This window comes from Gordonia sp. CPCC 205515 (assembly GCF_048537925.1).
GTDB lineage: Bacteria > Actinomycetota > Actinomycetes > Mycobacteriales > Mycobacteriaceae > Gordonia.
This window is the reverse complement of record NZ_JBCLVJ010000010.1, coordinates 77,362-96,511: the sequence shown is the minus strand read 5'-3', so window position 1 is coordinate 96,511 and position 19,150 is coordinate 77,362. Positions and strand designations below refer to the sequence as shown.

At 66.3% G+C, this 19,150-nt stretch carries 18 protein-coding genes; 8 read left to right on the top strand and 10 right to left on the bottom strand.

Annotated features, from left to right (window positions below; translation table 11 throughout):
- Positions 1-58: 58 nt before the first annotated feature.
- Positions 59-1,009 (bottom strand): hypothetical protein, encoded by a 951-nt coding sequence (locus tag AAFP30_RS15450; protein ID WP_419230840.1) that lies wholly within the window; start codon positions 1,007-1,009, stop codon positions 59-61.
- A 157-nt stretch (positions 1,010-1,166) separates the two neighbouring features.
- On the opposite strand from AAFP30_RS15450, the gene AAFP30_RS15445 reads away from it, so the two are divergent.
- Positions 1,167-2,000 carry a hypothetical protein gene (locus AAFP30_RS15445; protein ID WP_419231243.1) on the top strand — a complete coding sequence of 278 codons (834 nt, stop codon included), beginning with the start codon at positions 1,167-1,169 and terminating at the stop codon, positions 1,998-2,000.
- 197 nt (positions 2,001-2,197) lie between these two features.
- Here the strand turns inward: AAFP30_RS15445 and AAFP30_RS15440 are convergent, their stop codons facing one another.
- The 4 genes from AAFP30_RS15440 to AAFP30_RS15425 form a co-directional block, all read right to left on the bottom strand.
- Entirely contained in the window at positions 2,198-2,884 is a 687-nt protein-coding gene (locus AAFP30_RS15440; RefSeq protein ID WP_419230839.1) for a response regulator, read from the bottom strand.
- A gap of 36 nt (positions 2,885-2,920) precedes the next feature.
- Positions 2,921-4,339 (bottom strand): sensor histidine kinase, encoded by a 1,419-nt coding sequence (locus tag AAFP30_RS15435; RefSeq protein ID WP_419230838.1) that lies wholly within the window; start codon positions 4,337-4,339, stop codon positions 2,921-2,923.
- A 122-nt stretch (positions 4,340-4,461) separates the two neighbouring features.
- A complete protein-coding gene (locus AAFP30_RS15430) occupies positions 4,462-4,794 on the bottom strand; it encodes a GNAT family N-acetyltransferase (RefSeq protein ID WP_419230837.1) in 333 nt (110 codons plus the stop codon).
- 57 nt (positions 4,795-4,851) lie between these two features.
- Entirely contained in the window at positions 4,852-5,598 is a 747-nt protein-coding gene (locus tag AAFP30_RS15425) for a phosphoglyceromutase (protein ID WP_419230836.1), read from the bottom strand.
- 122 nt (positions 5,599-5,720) lie between these two features.
- On the opposite strand from AAFP30_RS15425, the gene AAFP30_RS15420 reads away from it, so the two are divergent.
- Positions 5,721-7,145, top strand: coding sequence for an APC family permease (locus AAFP30_RS15420; protein ID WP_419230834.1), 1,425 nt, complete (start codon positions 5,721-5,723; stop codon positions 7,143-7,145).
- A gap of 21 nt (positions 7,146-7,166) precedes the next feature.
- Here the strand turns inward: AAFP30_RS15420 and AAFP30_RS15415 are convergent, their stop codons facing one another.
- The 3 genes from AAFP30_RS15415 to mshA form a co-directional block, all read right to left on the bottom strand.
- On the bottom strand, positions 7,167-8,771 hold the full coding sequence (locus tag AAFP30_RS15415) for an AMP-binding protein (protein WP_419230833.1): 1,605 nt from the start codon (positions 8,769-8,771) through the stop codon (positions 7,167-7,169).
- Positions 8,772-8,872: 101 nt separating this feature from the next.
- The gene (locus AAFP30_RS15410; RefSeq protein ID WP_419230832.1) at positions 8,873-9,490 is read right to left on the bottom strand and encodes a YbjN domain-containing protein; all 618 of its coding nucleotides are present in this window, start codon (positions 9,488-9,490) and stop codon (positions 8,873-8,875) included.
- Between the two features lie 30 nt (positions 9,491-9,520).
- Positions 9,521-10,861, bottom strand: coding sequence for a D-inositol-3-phosphate glycosyltransferase (gene mshA, locus AAFP30_RS15405; protein WP_419230831.1), 1,341 nt, complete (start codon positions 10,859-10,861; stop codon positions 9,521-9,523).
- 232 nt (positions 10,862-11,093) lie between these two features.
- Between mshA and AAFP30_RS15400 the strand changes: the two genes are divergently transcribed.
- The 5 genes from AAFP30_RS15400 (at position 11,094) to AAFP30_RS15380 (ending at position 15,749) form a co-directional block, all read left to right on the top strand.
- Complete coding sequence (locus AAFP30_RS15400) at positions 11,094-12,329, top strand: cytochrome P450 (protein ID WP_419230830.1); 1,236 nt, start codon at positions 11,094-11,096, stop codon at positions 12,327-12,329.
- Positions 12,322-12,942: a TetR/AcrR family transcriptional regulator gene (locus AAFP30_RS15395; protein WP_419230829.1), complete on the top strand. Its 621-nt coding sequence runs from the start codon at positions 12,322-12,324 to the stop codon at positions 12,940-12,942. The genes AAFP30_RS15400 and AAFP30_RS15395 overlap by 8 nt, the downstream gene beginning before the upstream one ends.
- Before the next feature lie 197 nt (positions 12,943-13,139).
- The gene (locus AAFP30_RS15390; RefSeq protein WP_419230828.1) at positions 13,140-14,084 is read left to right on the top strand and encodes a metal ABC transporter solute-binding protein, Zn/Mn family; all 945 of its coding nucleotides are present in this window, start codon (positions 13,140-13,142) and stop codon (positions 14,082-14,084) included.
- A gap of 4 nt (positions 14,085-14,088) precedes the next feature.
- Positions 14,089-14,886 carry a metal ABC transporter ATP-binding protein gene (locus AAFP30_RS15385; RefSeq protein WP_419230827.1) on the top strand — a complete coding sequence of 266 codons (798 nt, stop codon included), beginning with the start codon at positions 14,089-14,091 and terminating at the stop codon, positions 14,884-14,886.
- The gene (locus AAFP30_RS15380; protein WP_419230826.1) at positions 14,883-15,749 is read left to right on the top strand and encodes a metal ABC transporter permease; all 867 of its coding nucleotides are present in this window, start codon (positions 14,883-14,885) and stop codon (positions 15,747-15,749) included. The genes AAFP30_RS15385 and AAFP30_RS15380 overlap by 4 nt, the downstream gene beginning before the upstream one ends.
- Before the next feature lie 3 nt (positions 15,750-15,752).
- On the opposite strand, the gene AAFP30_RS15375 is transcribed toward AAFP30_RS15380, so the two are convergent.
- Positions 15,753-16,277 carry a DUF2599 domain-containing protein gene (locus tag AAFP30_RS15375; RefSeq protein ID WP_419230825.1) on the bottom strand — a complete coding sequence of 175 codons (525 nt, stop codon included), beginning with the start codon at positions 16,275-16,277 and terminating at the stop codon, positions 15,753-15,755.
- 34 nt (positions 16,278-16,311) lie between these two features.
- Here AAFP30_RS15375 and AAFP30_RS15370 point away from each other — a divergent pair, with 34 nt between their 5' ends.
- A complete protein-coding gene (locus tag AAFP30_RS15370; protein ID WP_419230824.1) occupies positions 16,312-17,451 on the top strand; it encodes a beta-mannosidase in 1,140 nt (379 codons plus the stop codon).
- Here the strand turns inward: AAFP30_RS15370 and AAFP30_RS15365 are convergent.
- Positions 17,444-19,144, bottom strand: coding sequence for an ABC transporter (locus AAFP30_RS15365; protein ID WP_419231242.1), 1,701 nt, complete (start codon positions 19,142-19,144; stop codon positions 17,444-17,446). The genes AAFP30_RS15370 and AAFP30_RS15365 overlap by 8 nt on opposite strands.
- Positions 19,145-19,150: the final 6 nt, after the last annotated feature.

Here is a 19,150-nt window from a genome sequence, read left to right as displayed (position 1 = left end):
ATTCGTCCGTCCGCCGGTTGCGCGTACTCGATGACCCCGGAGTGTCGGTTCGCCCGACTCAACCCAGGGGCTCGGCGGTCCGCATCGGTTCCTCGTCGAGCCGACGCAGAATGACCCCCTCGCGCAGAGCCCACGGACAGATCTCAAGTGTATCTATAGACAACGCGCGCATCGCGGCCTCTGCCACCAGGGCACCGGCGACGAGCTGGCCGGCGCGGTCGGCGCTGACGCCTTCGAGTTCGGCGCGGTCGTCGCGGGTCATGCGGGAGATGAACGCGATGAGCTGGCGCAAACCGTCGGAGGTGAGCTGGCGTCGGACCCGCGGGCCGGCGCCCGACGGTGCGGCGCCGGTGAGCCGGGCCAGGCTGCGGAAGGTCTTCGACGTGGCGACCGCGAGGTCGGGCTTGCCCGGGTCCATCAGTTCCTTGGCCGCGGGCTTGAGCTCCGCGTCGAGCCAGTCCCGCAGCACCGCCACCCGCCGACGGTCCGGCGGATCACCCGGCAGCCACTCCCGCGTCAGTCGTCCCGCACCCAGCGGCAGCGACAACGCGACGTCGGGTTCCTCGTCGACGCCGTTGGACATCTCCAGCGAACCGCCGCCGATGTCGAGGGCGAGGATGCGGCCGGCGCCCCACCCGTACCAGCGGCGGACGGCGAGCGAGGTGAGTCGCGCTTCGTCGCGGCCGGACAGGACCGTGACGTTCACCCCGGTCTTGTCGGCGACCCGGGCGAGCACCTCGTCGCTGTTGCTCGCGTCACGTACCGCCGATGTCGCGAACGCCATGATCTGTTCGCACCCCGACGTCGAGGCGATGTGGGTGAACTCGTCGACCGACTCGATGAGCTTGACCGCGGCGCGGTCGGTCAACCGTCCGCGATCGTCGATCTGCTCGGCCAGTCGCAGGACGGATTTGGTGGAACTCATGGGGGTGGGATGGCCGCCGCGGTGGGCGTCGACCACCAGCAGATGCACTGTGTTGCTGCCCACGTCGAGCACTCCTAGACGCACGTCGCATCAGAGTAGTGCCTCACCGGGGCGCGGCGATACACACATAGGAGATTTCGCTTGCGGTGGTGGACAACAGCGGCGAGCGGGGAGGTCGGCGTGCAGGTCCGCGCGAGACGGTTACCGTTGAGTTGTGCCCAGCCCCAAAGCATCGACGCGGTTGCAGCCCGCGCCCGAAGTGAATCTCGACTTTCCTCGCGAATGGTACGAGTTCTACGACCCTGCCAACCCCGAACATCTCATCGCCGCCGACCTGACGTGGCTGTTGTCGCACTGGACGTGTGTGTTCGGCACTCCCGCCTGCCAGGGGATCATCGAGGGCCGCGAACACGACGGCTGCTGCAGCCACGGCGCCTACCTGTCGGACAAGGACGATCGACGCAACCTCGCCAAGGCGATGGCGCAACTCACCGAGGACGACTGGCAGTACTACAAGAAGGGATCGGGCAAGGACCCGCTCGGCCCCCGCGGCTACCTCGAGGAGGGCGAGACCGACGAGGACGGCGACCCCACCCTCAAGACACGGAAGTACAAGGGCGCCTGCATCTTCCTGAACCGACCGGGTTTCGCCGGCGGCGAGGGGTGCGCCCTGCACACCATGGCGCTACGGCGCGGCGTGGAGCCACTGACGGTGAAACCCGAAGTGTGCTGGCAACTCCCGATGCGCCGCACCCAGGACTGGGTCACCCGCCCCGACGGCACCGAGGTGCTGCGGACGACGTTGACGGAGTTCGACCGCCGCGGCTGGGGTGAGGGCGGCCACGACCTCAAGTGGTACTGCTCCGGCTCACCCGACGCCCACGTCGGCGCCACCCAGGTGTGGGAATCCTATGGCCCTGAACTCATCGAGCTCATCGGCCAACCCGCCTACGACGTCCTCGCCGCCGCCTGCCGGAGACGAAACGGCCTGGGCATCATGGCCATCCACCCAGCAACAGCAGCAGCGACGACAAGGCGCGCAACAGACATAAAGTACGAGCTCCTGGACGAGTAACCCCCTCGTCCCCACGCAACGCCCGCACCCCACGCGCCCAGCTACTCACGTCGAGAGCAACCACTTTTTCGTCGACAGCAACCTGATTTGGGCTGTTACGTGACGTGACAACGGAATCCAGGTTGCTGTCGGCGAAAAAGTGGTTGCTCTCGACGTTCGTGCTGATGGCGTTGGGAGCGTGGGTTACGACCGTGGGCTTACGGCTCGTATTTGTAGCCCAGGCCTCGTACTGTGACCAGGTGTTTGGGGCTGCCAGGGTCGGGTTCGACCTTGGACCGCAACCGTTTGACGTGTACGTCAAGGGTTTTGGTGTCCCCGACGTAGTCGGCGCCCCACACCCGATCGATGAGCTGCCCGCGGGTCAGCACCCGGCCGGCGTTGCGCAGCAGGTACTCGAGGAGGTCGAACTCCTTGAGCGGCAGGGTGATCGGTTCACCGTTCACCGACACGGTGTGCCGCTCGACGTCCATGCGCACCGGACCTTCTTCCAGCACACCGATGGTGAGGTCTTCCTCCGCGACGTCACCGCCGCGGCGGAGCACCGCGCGGATGCGGGCGATCAGTTCGCGCGCCGAATACGGTTTGGTGACATAGTCATCCGCGCCGAGTTCGAGGCCGACCACCTTGTCGATCTCACTGTCGCGGGCGGTCACCATGATGACCGGCACGCTGGACCGGGTCCGCAAGGCCTTGCAGATCTCGGTGCCCGACATGCCGGGCAACATCAGGTCGAGCAGGACGATGTCCGGGCTGATTCGGTCGAAGGTCGAAAGAGCTTGTGCCCCATCGTTGACGACACTGGCCTCGAACCCCTCCTTGCGGAGCAGGAAGGCGAGGGGGTCGGCCAGGGATTCTTCGTCCTCAACGATCAGTACGTGCGTCACCGATGCGGTTCCTTTGTGTAGTCATGGACTGTGTGGTCATGGACGGTCGGTTGCCGGTTGCGACAACGATTCTTGGTCGGCGGGGCACAGTGCCCCGTGGTCGTCGGCGGTCACTGCGTCGTGCCCGTCGTCGTCGACGAGATCGGCGGTGAGGTCTTGTGGGATCTGCAGTGTGAAGGTCGATCCGGTGCCCGGTTTGCTCCAGAGCCCGATGGAGCCGCCGTGGTTGGCTGCGACGTGTTTGACGATCGCCAGGCCCAATCCGGTGCCGCCGGTCTGGCGTGAGCGCGCCTTGTCCACCCGGAAGAACCGCTCGAACACCCGTTCCTGGTCCTCGGCGGCGATGCCGAGCCCGCGGTCGGTGACCGCGATCGCGACCATCGGGCGTCCCTCGACGGTGGTGATGCGTCGACTCACCGACACTGTGGTGTTGGCCGACGAGTAGACGATCGCGTTGACAATCAGGTTGTTGAGTGCGGTCAGCAGCAATGGCCGGTCGCCGCGGACGGTGAGGCCCGACGCGTCGTCGGCGCGCAGCACGATGCCGGCGGCACCGGCGCTGACGGTCGCCGAGTCGAGGGCGTCGTCGATGAGGGCGTCGATGTCGACGGTCTCGAACGCCGACGTCTCACCCCCCTGGAGCCGCGAGAGGGCGATGAGTTCACTGACCATCTTGCCCATGCGGTTGGTTTCGGTGATCACGCGTTGCCCGAAGTACTCGACCGAGTCGGCGTCGTCGGACGACTCCAGCAGCGCCTCGGTCAGTAGGCCGATGGCACCGACCGGGGTTTTCAGTTCGTGGGAGACGTTGGCGACGAAGTCGCGTCGGGTTGCTTCGACTCGACTGTGTTCGGTGTCGTCCTGGCCGTAGACGACGGCATAGCGTTCGTCGTCGTGCGCAACGAGCCGCACCAGGCAGCGCACCGAGTCGACGGCCTTCGCGGTGGCCCGCCCGGTGGAGACGAAGCCGAGCGCAGAGGACGGCGGGCTGAACTCGAAGCGCTTCTCCGCCTCGGTGTCGAGGACGTCTTTCGCGGCGTCCCACACCGCGTCGGCCAGCAATCGGTCGCGGACCATCCCCAGTTCGATGGCCTGTTCGTTGTAGAGGACGACATCGCGGAACTGGTCGACGACGGCGACCGCCACCTCGGTGTTGCGCACGATGAGACCGAGTAGTCCGGCCTTGGTCATCCGGCCGTCGCCGGTGGTCGCCGCGACATCGGAGTCGCGAAGCTCGGCGGTGGGGGCGACCTCCCTGGGCGCGTTCGCCGGAATGACGCGCGGAGCCGCCACCACCGGTGGCGCCGACGACGACTGCTCCGTCGTCGCGACGGAGTTCGGGATCGGTGTACTCACGGTCTGCGCGCCCGGGCCTCGCCGGTACCAGCCGAGGCCCAGCAAAATGCCGCAGACCAACGCGAGTGCGATCGCCGCGACAACCAATGCAACGGTCACACTGGCAGCTTACGACGCTTCAAACACCGTGCGCACACGCGTCGCGTTTGTTCGACGGCTGTTCACGCACTGTTCGACCGGTGACCTCGCGGCCACCGGCACCCGACGCAGGACCAGACCGACTACTGCGGGACCGGCTCGGCGATATCGGCGTACTCCGGGTTCTGCGAGATGAAGCGCTGCACGTAGGAGCACACCGGCACCACGCGCTTGCCGCTCGCGCGGATGTCGTCGAGCACCGTCCGCACCAGCTGGCCCGCATACCCTTTTCCGCTATATTGCTCGCGGATCACGGTGTGGGTGACCACCACCTGATACGGCTCCGACACATAGTCGAGATATCCGACGACCTCGTCGCCGACTGTGGCATCTGCACCCGAATCCGGGTCCAGTATCGCCTCATAACGCTCGCGAGCAGGGGAATGATTGATCCTCAGCGTCCCGACATTCACCATGGCATCCAATGTAGCGCGGGTCACACCGTCGGCACCATGACGATTTTGTTACGACGCCTACTTCTGTCCCTGGGCGGCCACCGCCGCCGCGCCGGCCGCAGCTGCCTCGGGATCGAGGTAGGTACCACCCGGGTTGAGCGGCTTGAGGTTGTCGTCGAGGTCGTAGCGCAGCGGGTTGCCGGTCGGGATGTTGAGCGCGGCGATATCGGCGTCGGAGATGTCGTCGAGGTACTTGACCAGGGCGCGCAGCGAGTTGCCGTGTGCGGCAACGAGCACCGTCTTGCCGGCCTTGATGTCGGCGGCGATGGTCTCGGTGAAGTACGGGATCATCCGTGCGACCACGTCCTTGAGGCACTCGGTCAGCGGCACCTCGGACAGATCGGCGTAGCGCGGGTCGTGGGACTGGCTGTACTCGCCCTCGGGGTCGATGGGCGGCGGCGGGGTGTCGTAGCTGCGGCGCCACAGCATGAACTGCTCCTGGCCGTATTTCTCCAGGGTGTCGGCCTTGTTGAGGCCTTGCAACGCACCATAGTGGCGTTCGTTCAGACGCCAGTCGCGGGTGACCGGAATCCAGTGTCGATCGGCCTTGTCGAGCGCGATCTGCGCGGTCTGAATGGCCCGCCGCAGCAGCGAGGTGTAGAGGATGTCGGGCAGCACGTCGTGTTCGACGAGGAGTTCGCCTGCGCGCACCGCCTCCGCCTCGCCCTTCTCGGTCAGCGCGACGTCGACCCACCCGGTGAACTGGTTGGACGCGTTCCATTCGCTCTCGCCGTGCCGCATCAGAATCAAGGTGCCGTTGCTCATGGGAAGAGTTTCCCACACACCCCCGACACTGTCCGGCTCATTACGACGACACGGGCAACGCCTCGGCAACAACCTGGGCAGATACCAGGCGAATCCGGCATATCGGGTCTAGGTTGGCGAACATGACGACCCCTGCGGACACCGGCTCGACGCGTGCCGACGAACCCGAACTGAAGCGGGTACTCGGCTGGAAACTGTTGTTGCTGTTCATCATCGGCGACATCCTCGGCACCGGCGTGTACGCCCTGACCGGTCAGGTGGCCGGCGAGGTCGGCGGCGCGGCCTGGCTGCCGTTCCTGATCGCCTTCGCCGTGGCCACCCTGACGGCGTTTTCTTACCTGGAGTTGGTGACGAAGTATCCGCAGGCCGCGGGCGCTGCGCTGTACGTCCACAAGGCTTTCGGCATCCACTTCGTCACGTTCATCGTGCTGTTCACCGTGATGTGCTCGGGCATCACCTCGGCGACGACGGCGTCACGGGCCTTCGCGGTGAACATGCTGACCGCCGTCAACGGCGGCGAATCCCCCGACGCCACCAACCCGGCGCTGCTGTTCGTGGCGATCGGGTTCCTGTTGCTGGTCATGTTCATCAACTTCCGCGGCGTCGCCGAGGGTGTCGGCACCAACGTCGTCCTGACGCTCGTGGAGCTGTCGGGTCTGCTGCTGGTGATCTTCATCGGGTACTGGTTCATCATCGGCGGCAATGCGCAGCACTGGGATGCGGTGGTCGCCTTCGAGACCCCCGAGGACAAGACGGTGTTCATCGCGATCACGTCGGCGACCGCGCTCGCGTTCTTCGCCCTCGTCGGTTTCGAGGACTCGGTCAACATGGCCGAGGAATGCAAGGACCCGGTACGGATCTTCCCGAAGGTCATGCTCAGCGGATTGGCCATTACCGCAACGGTCTACGTGCTGATCGCCATCTGCGCGGTCGCGATCGTGCCGGTGGGTGTGCTCGCCGAGAGCGAGACCCCCCTCGTCGACGTCGTCCAAGCCGCCGCACCCGATTTCCCGATCAGCGATCTGCTGCCGTGGATCTCGATGTTCGCCGTCGCCAATACCGCGCTGATCAACATGATGATGGCCAGCCGACTGCTCTACGGCATGTCGAAACAGGGTGTGCTGCCGAAGTTCCTGTCGTACGTGCACCCCGGTCGGCGTACTCCGTTCGCCGCCATCATCTTCACCACCGTCATCGCCCTGGTGCTGCTGGTCTACGTCAGCGCCGACCCGAAGAGTTCGATCGTCGGACTCCTCGGCGGCACCACCGCCCTGCTGTTGCTCGGCGTGTTCACAGTGGTCAACGTGTCGGTCCTGGTGCTACGGCGTAAGCCGGTGGATCACAAGCACTTCCGCACCCGCACGCCGATCGCGGTGTTGGGCGCGGTCACCTGCTTCTACCTCACCCTGCCGGTGACCGGCCGCGACCCGGAGCAGTATGTGATCGCCGGTTGGCTCCTGCTGTTCGGTGTCATCCTGTGGGCGCTCACGTACTGGCACCACAAGCGCCATCACATCGCCGAGGGGCACCTCGAGGACGTGAACTGAGGCGCCCCACAGCGACGTCAACTACTTGCGCAAGTCCTTTCGGAGGATCTTGCCCGACGCGGACTTCGGGATCGCGTCGATGAATTCCACCGCACGAACCTTCTTGTGCGGCGCGACCTTGGCCGCGACGAACTCCATCACCTCGTCCTCGGTGAGGTCGGCATCGGGCTGCGTGACCACGAATGCCTTTGGAATCTCTTCTCCGTCCGCGTCGTTCACGCCGACGACGGCGGTGTCGGCGATCGACGGATGGGTCAGCAGCAGTGCCTCGAGTTCGGCCGGCGGCACCTGGTAGCCCTTGTACTTGATGAGTTCCTTGAGTCGGTCGACGATGTAGACGCAGCCGGTCGGGTCGACCCGGGCCATGTCACCGGTGTGCAGGTAGCCGTCGGCGTCGATGGTGTCGGCAGTGGCCTGCTCGTTGTTCAGGTAGCCGAGCATCACGTTGGGGCCCTTGACCCACAGCTCACCGGGCTCGGACAGACCTTCGCTCGGCAGCGGGATCTCGTCGCCGGTGGCCGGGTCGACGATCTTGTTCTCGGTGTTGGGGATCGCCCACCCCGTCGACGACAGCGGCGGTTCGTCGTAGCCGAGGGCGGCCTTGGTGTCGATCGGGATGAGGTGACTGACCGGCGAGAGTTCGCTCATGCCGTAGCCCTGCAGCATGTGCAGGTTCAGGCGCTTGGCGACGGCCTTGCCGAGTTCGTCGTCGAGCGGCGCCGCCCCGGACATCATGACCTGCAGCGACGACAGGTCGTAGTTGTCGATGATGGGATGCTTGGCCAGCGCAACCGCCACCGGCGGCGCGATGAACGCGGTCGTGACCTTCTGGTTCTGGATGTTCTCCAAGAACTCGACGAGGTCGAAACGCGGCATGATGACGAGCCGGGCGCGGTTGTAGAGCGCGGCGTTGAGCAGCACCGTCATGCCGTAGATGTGGAAGAACGGCAGCACCGCGATCACCACGTCGTCGGCGGCCATGCCCTGCAATGGCTTGATCTGGGCGACGTTGGCGACGAGGTTGCGGTGGGTCAGCGCAACACCTTTGGGGTTGCCGGTGGTGCCGGAACTGTATGGCAGCGCAGCGAGATGGGTGGCCGGGTCGAAGGTGACCTCGGGTGCGGGCAGGTTGGGCGCGAGCAGATCGACAGCGTTGGGGTGACCGGACTTCTCCAGGCCCTCGCCGTCGAGCACGATCAGGTTCTCGTCGGTGATGCCGACTTCCTTGGCCGCGGCGGCGGCCTGCTCGAGCATCGGCGAGATGGTGATGAGCATCTTCGCCGCGGAATCCTTGAGCTGCTTGGCGATTTCCGGTGCGGTGAACAGCGCATTGATCGTCGTCGCGGTGGCCCCCGCACGCAGGATCCCGTGGAACACGGTCGCGAACGCAGGGATGTTCGGGGAGAGCACACCCACCACGTCGCCGACGGCGACACCGCGCGCGGCCAGTGCGCCGGCGGCGGCATTGATCTGCGCGATCAGCGCGCGATAGTCGGTAGTCGCACCCGACTTGGGATCGACGAGTGCGATGCGATCGAGATCCTCGTCGGCGCTGTCGCCGAAGAGGAAGTCGTAGACGCTGACCTCGGGGATCTCGACGTCGGGGAAGGGACTCTTGAAGCTCATGAAAACCTCCGTTGGTGATTACCGATCACGATCTTATCAACGTACGTTGTCACCATTTGGTGTCCGGTACGCCCGAATTGTCCGTAGGCCATCATGCCAGGTCAATCGTCGTCGTCGGGCAGCTCCGCGACCGGCTGATCCCCGGCCCGATCGACCGCGGACGTCTCCCCGGGTACGTATCGGCCGGGCAGTGGGGCGCCGGGTTCGGGCAGCGACTCCTTGTCGATCAGGTGCTCGAAGGCGAGGAGGTTGCGCAATGATTCGCCCCGCGACACCCGCCACGCCCACTCCCGCTGAATCGAGGTGTGGAAACCGATCTCCAGCAAGGTGTTGAAGTCACCGTCGGCAGCCTCGAGTACCTGACCGAGGACGCGGTCGATCTCGTTCTCCGACAGGGCATCCGACGAGATCCGTCCGACGAGATAGATGTCGCCGGTGTTGTCGATGGTGTAGGCGACCCCAAACAGTCGGCGGTTGCGTTTGAGGAGATACCGATACACGGCTTCGTGGTCCTCGTCGGGCCGACGGCAGACGAAGGCCTCCACCCGCACCCCGTGCGGGCCGGCCGTGAGGAGCACGGTCGTCTTGAGCTTGTTCTCCCCCGGCAGTTCGAGTACCAGATGCTCGGTGTGCGGGCTTCCGGAATCCTTGTGGCTGAACGGGATCTCCCCGTTGATCAGTGCGGTCTCGAGGATGTCGACGATCTCGGATCGGTTCACGCGGCCTTCCTTGTCGCTCGGATACGGTGATCAGACGGGCAATTTGGTTTTCCGACGACGCCAACGCCGCGCACCCCGGAGTACCGATGCTGCCGCACCGGAGGTGGGATTGCGCATCGCGAACGACCTCATCGCCCCCGAGTAGCTCGAAAGCAGTTCCGTCGCAGTGTGTTCCCAGGAGAACTGCTCGGCGTGGGCACGCGCGTTGCGGCCCAGCCCGGCCATCCGCGTCGGATCGACGAGTAGACCACCAAGCGCGTCGCTCCAGTCGCCGACATCGTGCCCGTCGACGAGCACACCACTACGCCCGTCGGCAACCGCCACGCCGAGTCCCCCGACGTCGGCGGCGACGACCGGGATGCCGCACGCCTGCGCCTCGATCGCGACGAGTCCGAAGCTCTCCGAATAACTGGGTACCGCAACAAGATCCGACGCCCGATACACCTGCGCCAGGCGCGCCGCGGACTGCGGCGGCAAGAAGGTGATGGAGTCGGTGACGCCGAGTTCGGCGGCGAGGTCGATCAGCGCCGTCGGGCGTTCGAGACCAGTGCCCGACGGTCCGCCGACGATCAGGACCCGCACCGGATGACTTGTCCCCCGGTACTTTTCGATCAACGGAGCAGCGGCGGCGAGCAGCACGTCGGGCGCTTTGAGCGGTTGGATACGGCCGACGAACGTCAGGATGGTCTCGTCGGGATGGAGTCCTAGTTCGGCCCGCGCGACCTCCCGCGATCCGGGCGAATAGACGTCGAGGTCAGCGCCCGGGCTGACCACGTCGATCCGCGACCGGTCGGCGTGATACATCGAAACCAGTTCCGCTGCTTCGGTTTCGGTATTCACCACCAGTCGGTCGGCCTCGTCGACGACCTGTTGCTCACCGATCACCCGCAACTGCGGCTCCGCGGTGTCCCCCTTGGCCAGGAACGCATTCTTCACCGCGGCCAACGTGTGCGCGGTGTGTACCAGCGGCACACCCCATCGGTCGCGGGCCAGCCACCCGACCTGACCGGAGAGCCAATAGTGCGAGTGGATGAGGTCGTAATAGCCGGGTTTGTGCATCGCCTCAGCGCGCAGCACCCCGGCGGTGAACGCACACAACTGGGCCGGCAGGTCGCGTTTGTCGAGCCCCTCGAACGGCCCTGCGACGACGTTGCGGACCGTCACGCCGGGTGCGGCCGCCACCACCGGGTCATCCGACGACGACGTCGCCCGCGTGAAGATCTCGACCTCCACACCGCGCCGCGCCAACCGGGTCGCCGTCTGCCAGACGTAGACGTTCATCCCGCCGGCGTCCCCCGTGCCCGGCTGCGCCAGCGGCGAGGTATGCACCGAGATCAACGCAACACGCCGCGGCAACAGGTGGCTGGTCATCCCTCCACCTTAGAGACAGTGCGGTGACCGCCTCGTTTCCCCTCGCGCGAGCCTCCCCCTCGGTCCCTGAGGAGCCCGTAAGGAACGAGCGAGCCCCTCGGTCCCTGAGGAGCCCGCGAGGAACGAGCGAGCCCGTCGGTCCCTGAGGAGCCCGCGAGGAACGAGCGAGCGTCACGAAGGGCCACCGCAACCCTTCCTTGACACTTTCTCAAATATGTCTCACTCTCAGAACATGTCCGCAGAAGTGTCCACTCCAACCTTCGAACTGCGCTCCGGCCCCACTTGGGCCGATCCGTACCCCATGTACGCCGCCCTCCGCGCGCATTCGCCAATCCATCAGGTCATCACAGCCGACGGCGACTATTGGGTCCTCACCCGGCACGCCGACGTGCTGGCCGCGGCCAACGACGCTGCCGCCTTCTCGTCAGCGCAGGGACTGACCGTCACCTACGGGGAACTCGAGGCCATCGGCATGGCCGACCACCCGCCGATGGTCATGCAGGACCCGCCCACGCACACCGCGTTCCGCAAGCTGGTCGCTCGCGGCTTCACGCCTCGGCAGGTGACCGAGATCGAGCCGAAGGTCCGCGCGTTCGTCGTCGAACGACTCGACGGCCTGCGCTCCGACGGGCCCGCCGACATCGTCGGCGAACTCTTCAAGCCCCTGCCGAGCATGGTCGTGGCGCACTATCTCGGCGTGCCCGAGGAGGACTGGGGACGGTTCGACGGGTGGACCGAATCCGTCGTGGGCGCCACGTCGGGTGTCGGCGGGATGTCGGCGGCCGCGGAGTCCGCGGGTGCGGCGACGATGGAGATGCTCGGCTACTTCACCGAACTCATCGAACATCGCCGCACGCACCCGGGCGAGGACACGGTCTCGCAGCTGGTGTCGGCCGGACTCGCCGACGATCCCGCCGATCCGTCCGGGCTGCTGTCGATCCTGTCGTTCACGTTCACCATGGTCGCCGGCGGCAACGACACCACCACCGGCATGCTCGGCGGCAGCGTCGCCCTGCTGCAACAGCACCCTGATCAGCGCAAACGTCTCGTCAATGAGCCCGAGCTGATCCCAGGGGTCATCGACGAGCTGCTGCGGCTGACCTCCCCGGTTCAGGGTCTCGCCCGTACCACCACCCGCGACGTCACGTATCCGAACACCACCGGCGACGCGGTCACCATCCCCGCCGGGCGCAAGGTGCTGCTCTGCTACGGGTCGGCGAACCGCGACCACGACGTATACGGCGACGACGCCGACGTGCTGCAGGTGACGCGCCGGCCCCGCAACATCCTCACCTTCAGCCACGGCAACCACCACTGCCTCGGGGCCGCGGCCGCGCGGATGCAGGCACGGGTGGCGCTCACCGAACTCCTCGCCCGTCATCCCGAGTTCAGCGTCGACATCGACGGTATCGAGTGGGCCGCCGGCAACTATGTCCGCCGACCGTCCTATGTTCCGTTCCATGTCTGACGCGCGCCCCGCCACCTGGCTCGCGGCCGAACGCACCGAACTCGCGACCGAGCGCATCCTGGACGTCGCCGAGGAACTCTTCGTCGAGCATGGCGTCGCCGCGGTGAGCATGCGTCAGCTCGCGACCGCTGTCGGCTGTTCGCGCGCCACTCTGTATCGGTATTTTCCGGGCAAGTCGGAAGTGCTTGCCGCCTACGTGGATCGGGCCACCCGCGACCTCGCCGATTCCATCGGCGCGGCCGTCGCCGACGAATCCGATCCGTCCGCCCGCCTCCGCGCCGCGGTGCTCGGCGCCGTCACCGGCGTCCGCGCGAACCCGGCGCTGATCGCGTGGTTCTCCCCCGACACCGCCGGCACGTCGAGCCACCTCGCGTTGCTGTCGCCCCGCATCGAAGCGGTCGCGAGCCGGTTCCTGACCACCCTGCTGCCCGGCGCCGACGACATCCCCGATCGCGCCCGCTGGCTGGTCCGCGTCATCGTGTCGCTGCTGACCACCCCCGGCGTATCCCCCGACGACGAGCGCACCATGCTCGACCGCTTCGTGATCCCGGTGATCATCGACAGCGCCCCAGCTCACGTCGACAGCGCCCAGCATCCCGTCGACAGCGCCTGAGTTCACGTCGACAGCGCCTCGTGAGACCGACCGGGAGGATGCCTGGGCGCTGTCAACGGAAACGGGGGCGCTGTCGATGGGATCGAGGGCGCTGTCGACGCGGGCGAGGGCGCGGTGGCGCGTCCGATTCGAATCGGCCCCACCCTGTCCCCTACACTGTTGTCGGTAACGATTGTCATTTGCGTGAAGGTGGACTCATGACGCGACGAACCCTGTGGTCGATGCTCGCCATCGTCGGCGCCGGCATCCTGGTACTGGCCGGATGCTCGGGCGGCGACTCCGGGAGCAGCGGCGGCGACGGCACACCCTCGGTGGTCGCCTCGACCAACGTGTGGGGGGCGGTCGCATCGGCAGTCGCCGGTGACAAGGCCACCGTGACCTCGCTCTACACCACCTCCGACGGCGATCCGCACGAGTTCGAGCCGTCGGCGGCGGACACCGCGAAGGTCGCCGACGCCGACGTCGTCGTCCTCAATGGCGGACACTACGACGCCTACATGGAGGACGCGATCAAGGATTCCGACGCGACGTCGGTGAACGCCTACGACCTGCTCTACGGCGATCACGCCGAGGACCACGCCGCCGACCACGACCACGACGCCCACAATGAACACGTTTTCTACAACCTCGCCGTCGTCGGACAGGTGGCGACCAAGGTCGCTGACGCGCTTGCCGAGAAGGACCCGGCCGCCGCCACCACGTTCCGCGCGAACGCCGCCACGTTCAACAACCAGATCACCGAGCTGCGTGGCAAACTCGCCGACATCAAGAAGGCGCACGACGGGACGAAGGTCGCTCAGACCGAGCCGCTCGCCGAGTATCTCCTCGACGAAGCCGGACTGCAGGATGTCGCGCCCGCCGGGTTCACCGCAGCCGTCGAGGAGGGCCAGTCGCCGTCGGCCGCCGACCGCGCGGCGATGGAAGATCTGCTGACCTCACGCACCGTGAAAGCATTGATCTACAACACCCAGGCCGTCGATCCGGTGACCGAGGCATTGCTGTCGGTGGCAAATTCTGCCAACGTTGCGGTGGTGAAGTTCACCGAGACCCTGCCCGACGGTGTCACCAGCTACATCGACTGGCAACGCGGCCAGATCGACGCACTCTCGTCGGCGCTGGCCACCGCACAACCGGCGTCGTAGCGCGATGACTGCAGCCCCAGTCGCCGAGTTCCGGCACGCGCGCCTCGCCTTCGGCAACCGAACCCTGTGGGATGGCCTGGATCTCGCCATCGCACCCGGCGAGTTCGTCGCCGTGCTCGGACCCAACGGCTCCGGCAAGACCTCGTTCCTGCGTGCTCTGCTGGGCCAATACCCGCTGACCGCAGGCGAACTCGAGGTCACCGAGGCCATCGGCTATATCCCGCAGCAACACTCCGACGACGCCGATCCGATGGCTTTGCGCGGCCGCGATCTGGTCGGCTTCGGTGTCGACGGAAGCAGTTGGGGCATCGGATTCTTCGGTCGAAAGCGGCGGCGGCAGTTGGTCGACACCGCGCTCGACGAGGTCGGGGCACGCGCCTACGCCGACGCACCACTCGGTCTGCTCTCCGGCGGTGAACAGCAGCGCCTGCGAGTGGCGCAGGCACTGACCGGCGACCCATCCCTGCTGCTGTGCGACGAACCGCTCGCCAGCCTCGACCTGACCAACCAGGAGCTCGTCGTCGAACTGATCGACACCCGACGACGCACCGCCAACACCGCAGTCGTCTTCGTCACCCACGAGATCAATCCCGTTCTGCCCTATGTGGATCGGGTGCTCTACCTGGTCGACGGACGGTTCCGGATCGGGACGCCCGACGAGGTGATGACCAGCAACACGCTCTCGGAGCTCTACGGCAGCCAGATCGACGTGGTGCGGGTCAATGGCCGCCTCGTCGTCCTCGGCGGTGAGGATGCCCACCACTGCGTCGACCACACGATCGAGGAGACCCAACCCCAGTGACCTCGACCTTGGCGGCGAAGCTCAACTTCACTGACTTCTGGAATTTCTCGCTCACCGCAGACCTTCTCGGCCGCGACTTCGTCATCCAGGCGATGATCGCGATGGCGCTCCTCGGTCTCCTCGGCGGGGTACTCGGACCGCTCATCGTCGCGCGGCAGATGTCGTTTGCAGTACACGGCGTGAGCGAACTGTCGGTGACGGGCGCGGCAGCCGCCCTGTTGGCCGGCGTCAGCGTGAACATCGGCGGCGTGATCGGCGCGGTGATCGCCGCGGCAGTGTTCGGCTTTCTGGGAAACCGTGCCCGCGAACGAGACTCGGTCATCGGCGTGGTGATGGCCTTCGGCCTGGGTCTCGGCGTGCTGTTCCTGTCCTTGTACGGTCGTACCGGAACCGGTTTCGCGCTGCTCACCGGCCAGGTGGTGAGCGTGGGCATCGGCGGACTGACCGCCATCGCCATCACCACGGTGGTGGTGCTCGCCGGCATGGCGATCATCTACCGCCCCTTGTGGTTTTCTTCCGTCGATCCGCGCGCTGCCGAAGCGCAGGGCGTACCGATGCGGCTGCTGTCGGTGGTGTTCGCGATCCTGATGGCCCTCGCCTGCGCGCAGAGCGTCCAGGTGATCGGCGCCCTGCTGGTGATGTCGCTGATGATCACCCCTGGTGCCGCGGCCGCTCGGTTGACCGCGAATCCCGTTCGGGTGGTGGCATTGTCGGTCCTGTTCGCGGAGATCGCCGCGGTCGGCGGGCTCATCCTGTCACTGGCACCCCGGCTGCCGGTCTCGGTGCTGGTGACCACGATCTCCTTCATCATCTACTTGATCTGCCGGTGGGTCGGCAGTCGCCGCACGTTCGCCACGCGCTGAGGATCACTCCTCCGGCCCACCCGGGTTGCACCGGGTGGCGATCATCTCCTCGTCGGTGACGACCGGCCGCCACGGCTCGATGTTCCAGCTCGGCTTGTTCGGTTCGACGGCACGGGCAAACGTCCAGTGGCAGTCGAATTGGGCTTGCATGCCCGGCGTCGCGGCGCGCGGGGCCAGCCGGAGGACCTCAGCCCACGCGGTCGCCATCGCGGTATCGCTGTCCGCGCGACGTCCGGCGGGTGTCGGGTAGACCTGCAGGCTCGGCCCGAGCGGCGTCGACGCCCAGACGACATGGTCGACATACGGCGGCGGGGGCACCCTCGTCGTGGAGGCAGTCACGGATGGCGGGACCGAGGTCGGGGCCGCACTCGGCGAGACCGCGACCGAGACCACCGACGAACTCGTCGATGGCGCAATGGTCGCCACGTCCGAAGAGCATCCCGTCAGCCCCGAGCCGACCACTGCCAGCGAACCGACGATCAGCACCGTCCGCTGCACCCACCCGCGGCACGCGTCATCGAGAGACATACCCGCGACGATAGCGGCGAGTACGCTCCACAGTGTGCGATGGCTCGGTCGGGACCCCAGCCGCTCCGCCCCGGTGGTGGTGTGTGCCGTCATCGCGATCGTGGCCCTCGCGACGGGATGCGCCGGACCGACTCCCAGGTCCGGAACCGAGGTCACCGTGAGCCACTCGTTCACCGGCCGGGTCTCGATGACCCCGACCGGCCTGCGACTCGACGGACGGGACTGGTGGCCCGCCGGATTCAACGCCTACCAATTGGGCACCGACTGGTCGGTCAACCGCGGTTGTGGCGCCGAGGTCGATCTGGACAAATTCTTCACCCGGCTGCCGCCACGCTCGCTCACCCGCATCAGCTTCTTCTCCTCCTTCGCCATCAACAAGTCGACCGGCACAATCGATTTCGGCCCCCTCGACGCCGTCTTCGCAGCCGCCGCCCGCCACCAGCAGTTGATCCTGCCCGTTCTCACCGGCGGACCGGGCACCTGCGAGGACGAGCACTTCAAGGCCCGCGACTGGTACGAGACCGGGTGGCAAGCGCAAAAATCTCTGGGCGGCATGACCTTTGCCGACTGGATGGCGACCGCGGTGTCACGATGGAAGGACCAACCGATGCTGGCCGGATGGGAGATCGTCGGCGAGCCGGAGGCGAGTATCTGCACCAGTCAGGGCTGCAACTGGCAGGTCCGCGACTGCCCGCCGGGCGGCGCAGATGTGTTGCGCGCATTCTTCGACGACGCCGGCAACCGGTTGCGTGCGGTGGATGCAACCCATCCGATCTTTTCGGGTTTCATCGGCGGCGATCAGTGCGGTATGAAGGGCGACGACTACGCGAAAGTCGGTGCGTCATCGCAGATCGATGTGCTCGACTATCACGACTACGGCACCAGCACCACCGATTTCGGTCCGGCGGGCAGCGATCTGCCGACGCGGATCAAGCAGGCCCGAAGTCTCGGAAAACCGATTGTGGTCAACGAGATCGGCGTGGAAGCCGGGTCGTGCCTACCACTGCAGACGCGTGCCGATCAGGTGCGCAGCCGAATCATCGAGCAACGCAACGCCGGAACCGCTGCGGCACTGGTCTGGGCGTTCGTGCCCGATCCACGTCCGGATCAGTGCACCTTCGACATCGGCTACGACGACCCACTGTGGTCGGTGATCGCCGACACGATCAATTAGTGTCGTCTCCCGTTCCGGTGTCGACGTCGATCAGATCGGCCGATGGGCTGACCCGGTAGATCCGCCAGTCCGGCAGGTCGGTGCCCTGGTTCGGTGCCTCCATGATCAACGCCCCGACGCCCGCACCGGTCTCATACAGTGTCGGAAACCGGATATTGAGCGCATCAGAGGTTCCGCGCCCTTCGTTGGGAACCGACAGCAAGAACCGCACCCCGTGCGCGGCAGGATCATTCAGGATCTCGGTGAAATCCTGATCCGACGGAATCACGAACTGCTTCGGCCGAGCGGACTGTGCGACGACGGCGAATCCGTAGACGGTATCGGTCAGAACACTCCCGTCGGGCAGATTCATCCGATCGAGGTACTGGGCGATCGCGCGTTCGGTGGAGAAGGACCGCAGTACCTTCTTGGCGTCGAGGGTTCGTTGGTCGACCGCGTCCGGGTCCGGCCGGACGAGCGAATTGAACGCAAACTCCTGGGGCGCATACTTCGGTGACCGCATGCCGACCGCGGTGACCGGAATCGCCACCAGCACGGCCACAATGGCCAAAGCGGTCAACGCGGTGACCGTACGGCGACGTTCCGGCGGGATCGTCGGCAGGTCGGCGTGCGTGCCGAGTCGACGCGCCGGCGGATCCCGTCGGGCGGGTACGGCGAGCAGCGCGACGATCGCGGTGAGCAGGATGACGGTGATGTAGAACCGGAGGAATCCGAAGGTGGATCCGCGTGCGTAGCTGATGAATTGGAACAGCAGCACCCCGCCGATCAGCGGCACCGGCGCCAGCAGCGGATAGAGCCGGTGTTGGCGCCGTCGAAAGATCACCACGGTGGCGAACAGAATCGGGAACAGCGGAGTGAGGATCGCGGTCTCGATGATCGAGAACTGCAGGGCATCGACTGCGGTGGTCGATCCACTGCCGCCGGACTGCTCGATGATGGCGGCGTTACCGTATTCGGAACTGAACTGCGCGAACAGGTTTCCGGTGATGAGCCAGCTGGTGAACGCCCAGATGAGGAATGCCGCTGCGCTCGGCAGTGCGACCAGCAGCACATCGAGCAGCACGCGGGGGATCCGGTCGGTGCGGTCGGCACGTCGGTAGGTGGTGACCGCGACCAGCAGCCCGGCGCCGAGCGCGGCCGCCGCGCCGTCGTAGCGGGTCAGGTAGGCGAACCCTAGTGCCATGCCGGTGGTGACGAGGTCGTGGACGTCGTCGGTGTCGGCCCACCGCATGCCGCGGCGTACCGCCCACGCGAGGAAGAAGAGGTACGGCGCCTCGCTCATGCCGTTCGCCGCGTAGAGGATGATCATCGGGTTGGCGGCGTAGCACACGGTCACCGCGATCGAGATCACCGGTGACAGACCGCGATCGCGGGCGATTCCGGTCAGCTGCACCACCGATCCGGCCATGAAGCCCGACGACATCACCGCCGCCGACAACGCCGAGGTGGTGATTGCCGGGAACCACGGCGTGAACACCGTCATCGGCAGCTGCACGATCGCGGTGAGCGGGGTGAAGATGAAACCGATCGCCGACAGGTGCGGATCGCGGCTGAAGAGCACGCTCTGTGCTGCCTGCACCCGCGAGAGGGAATCGCCAAAGTACACCCGCGCGTCCGCGGCCAAGTACACACCGACGGCCAGGTAGAGCAGCCAGACTCCGAAGAACAGCAGCAGGATCCGTCGCCTGCTCATCGTCCA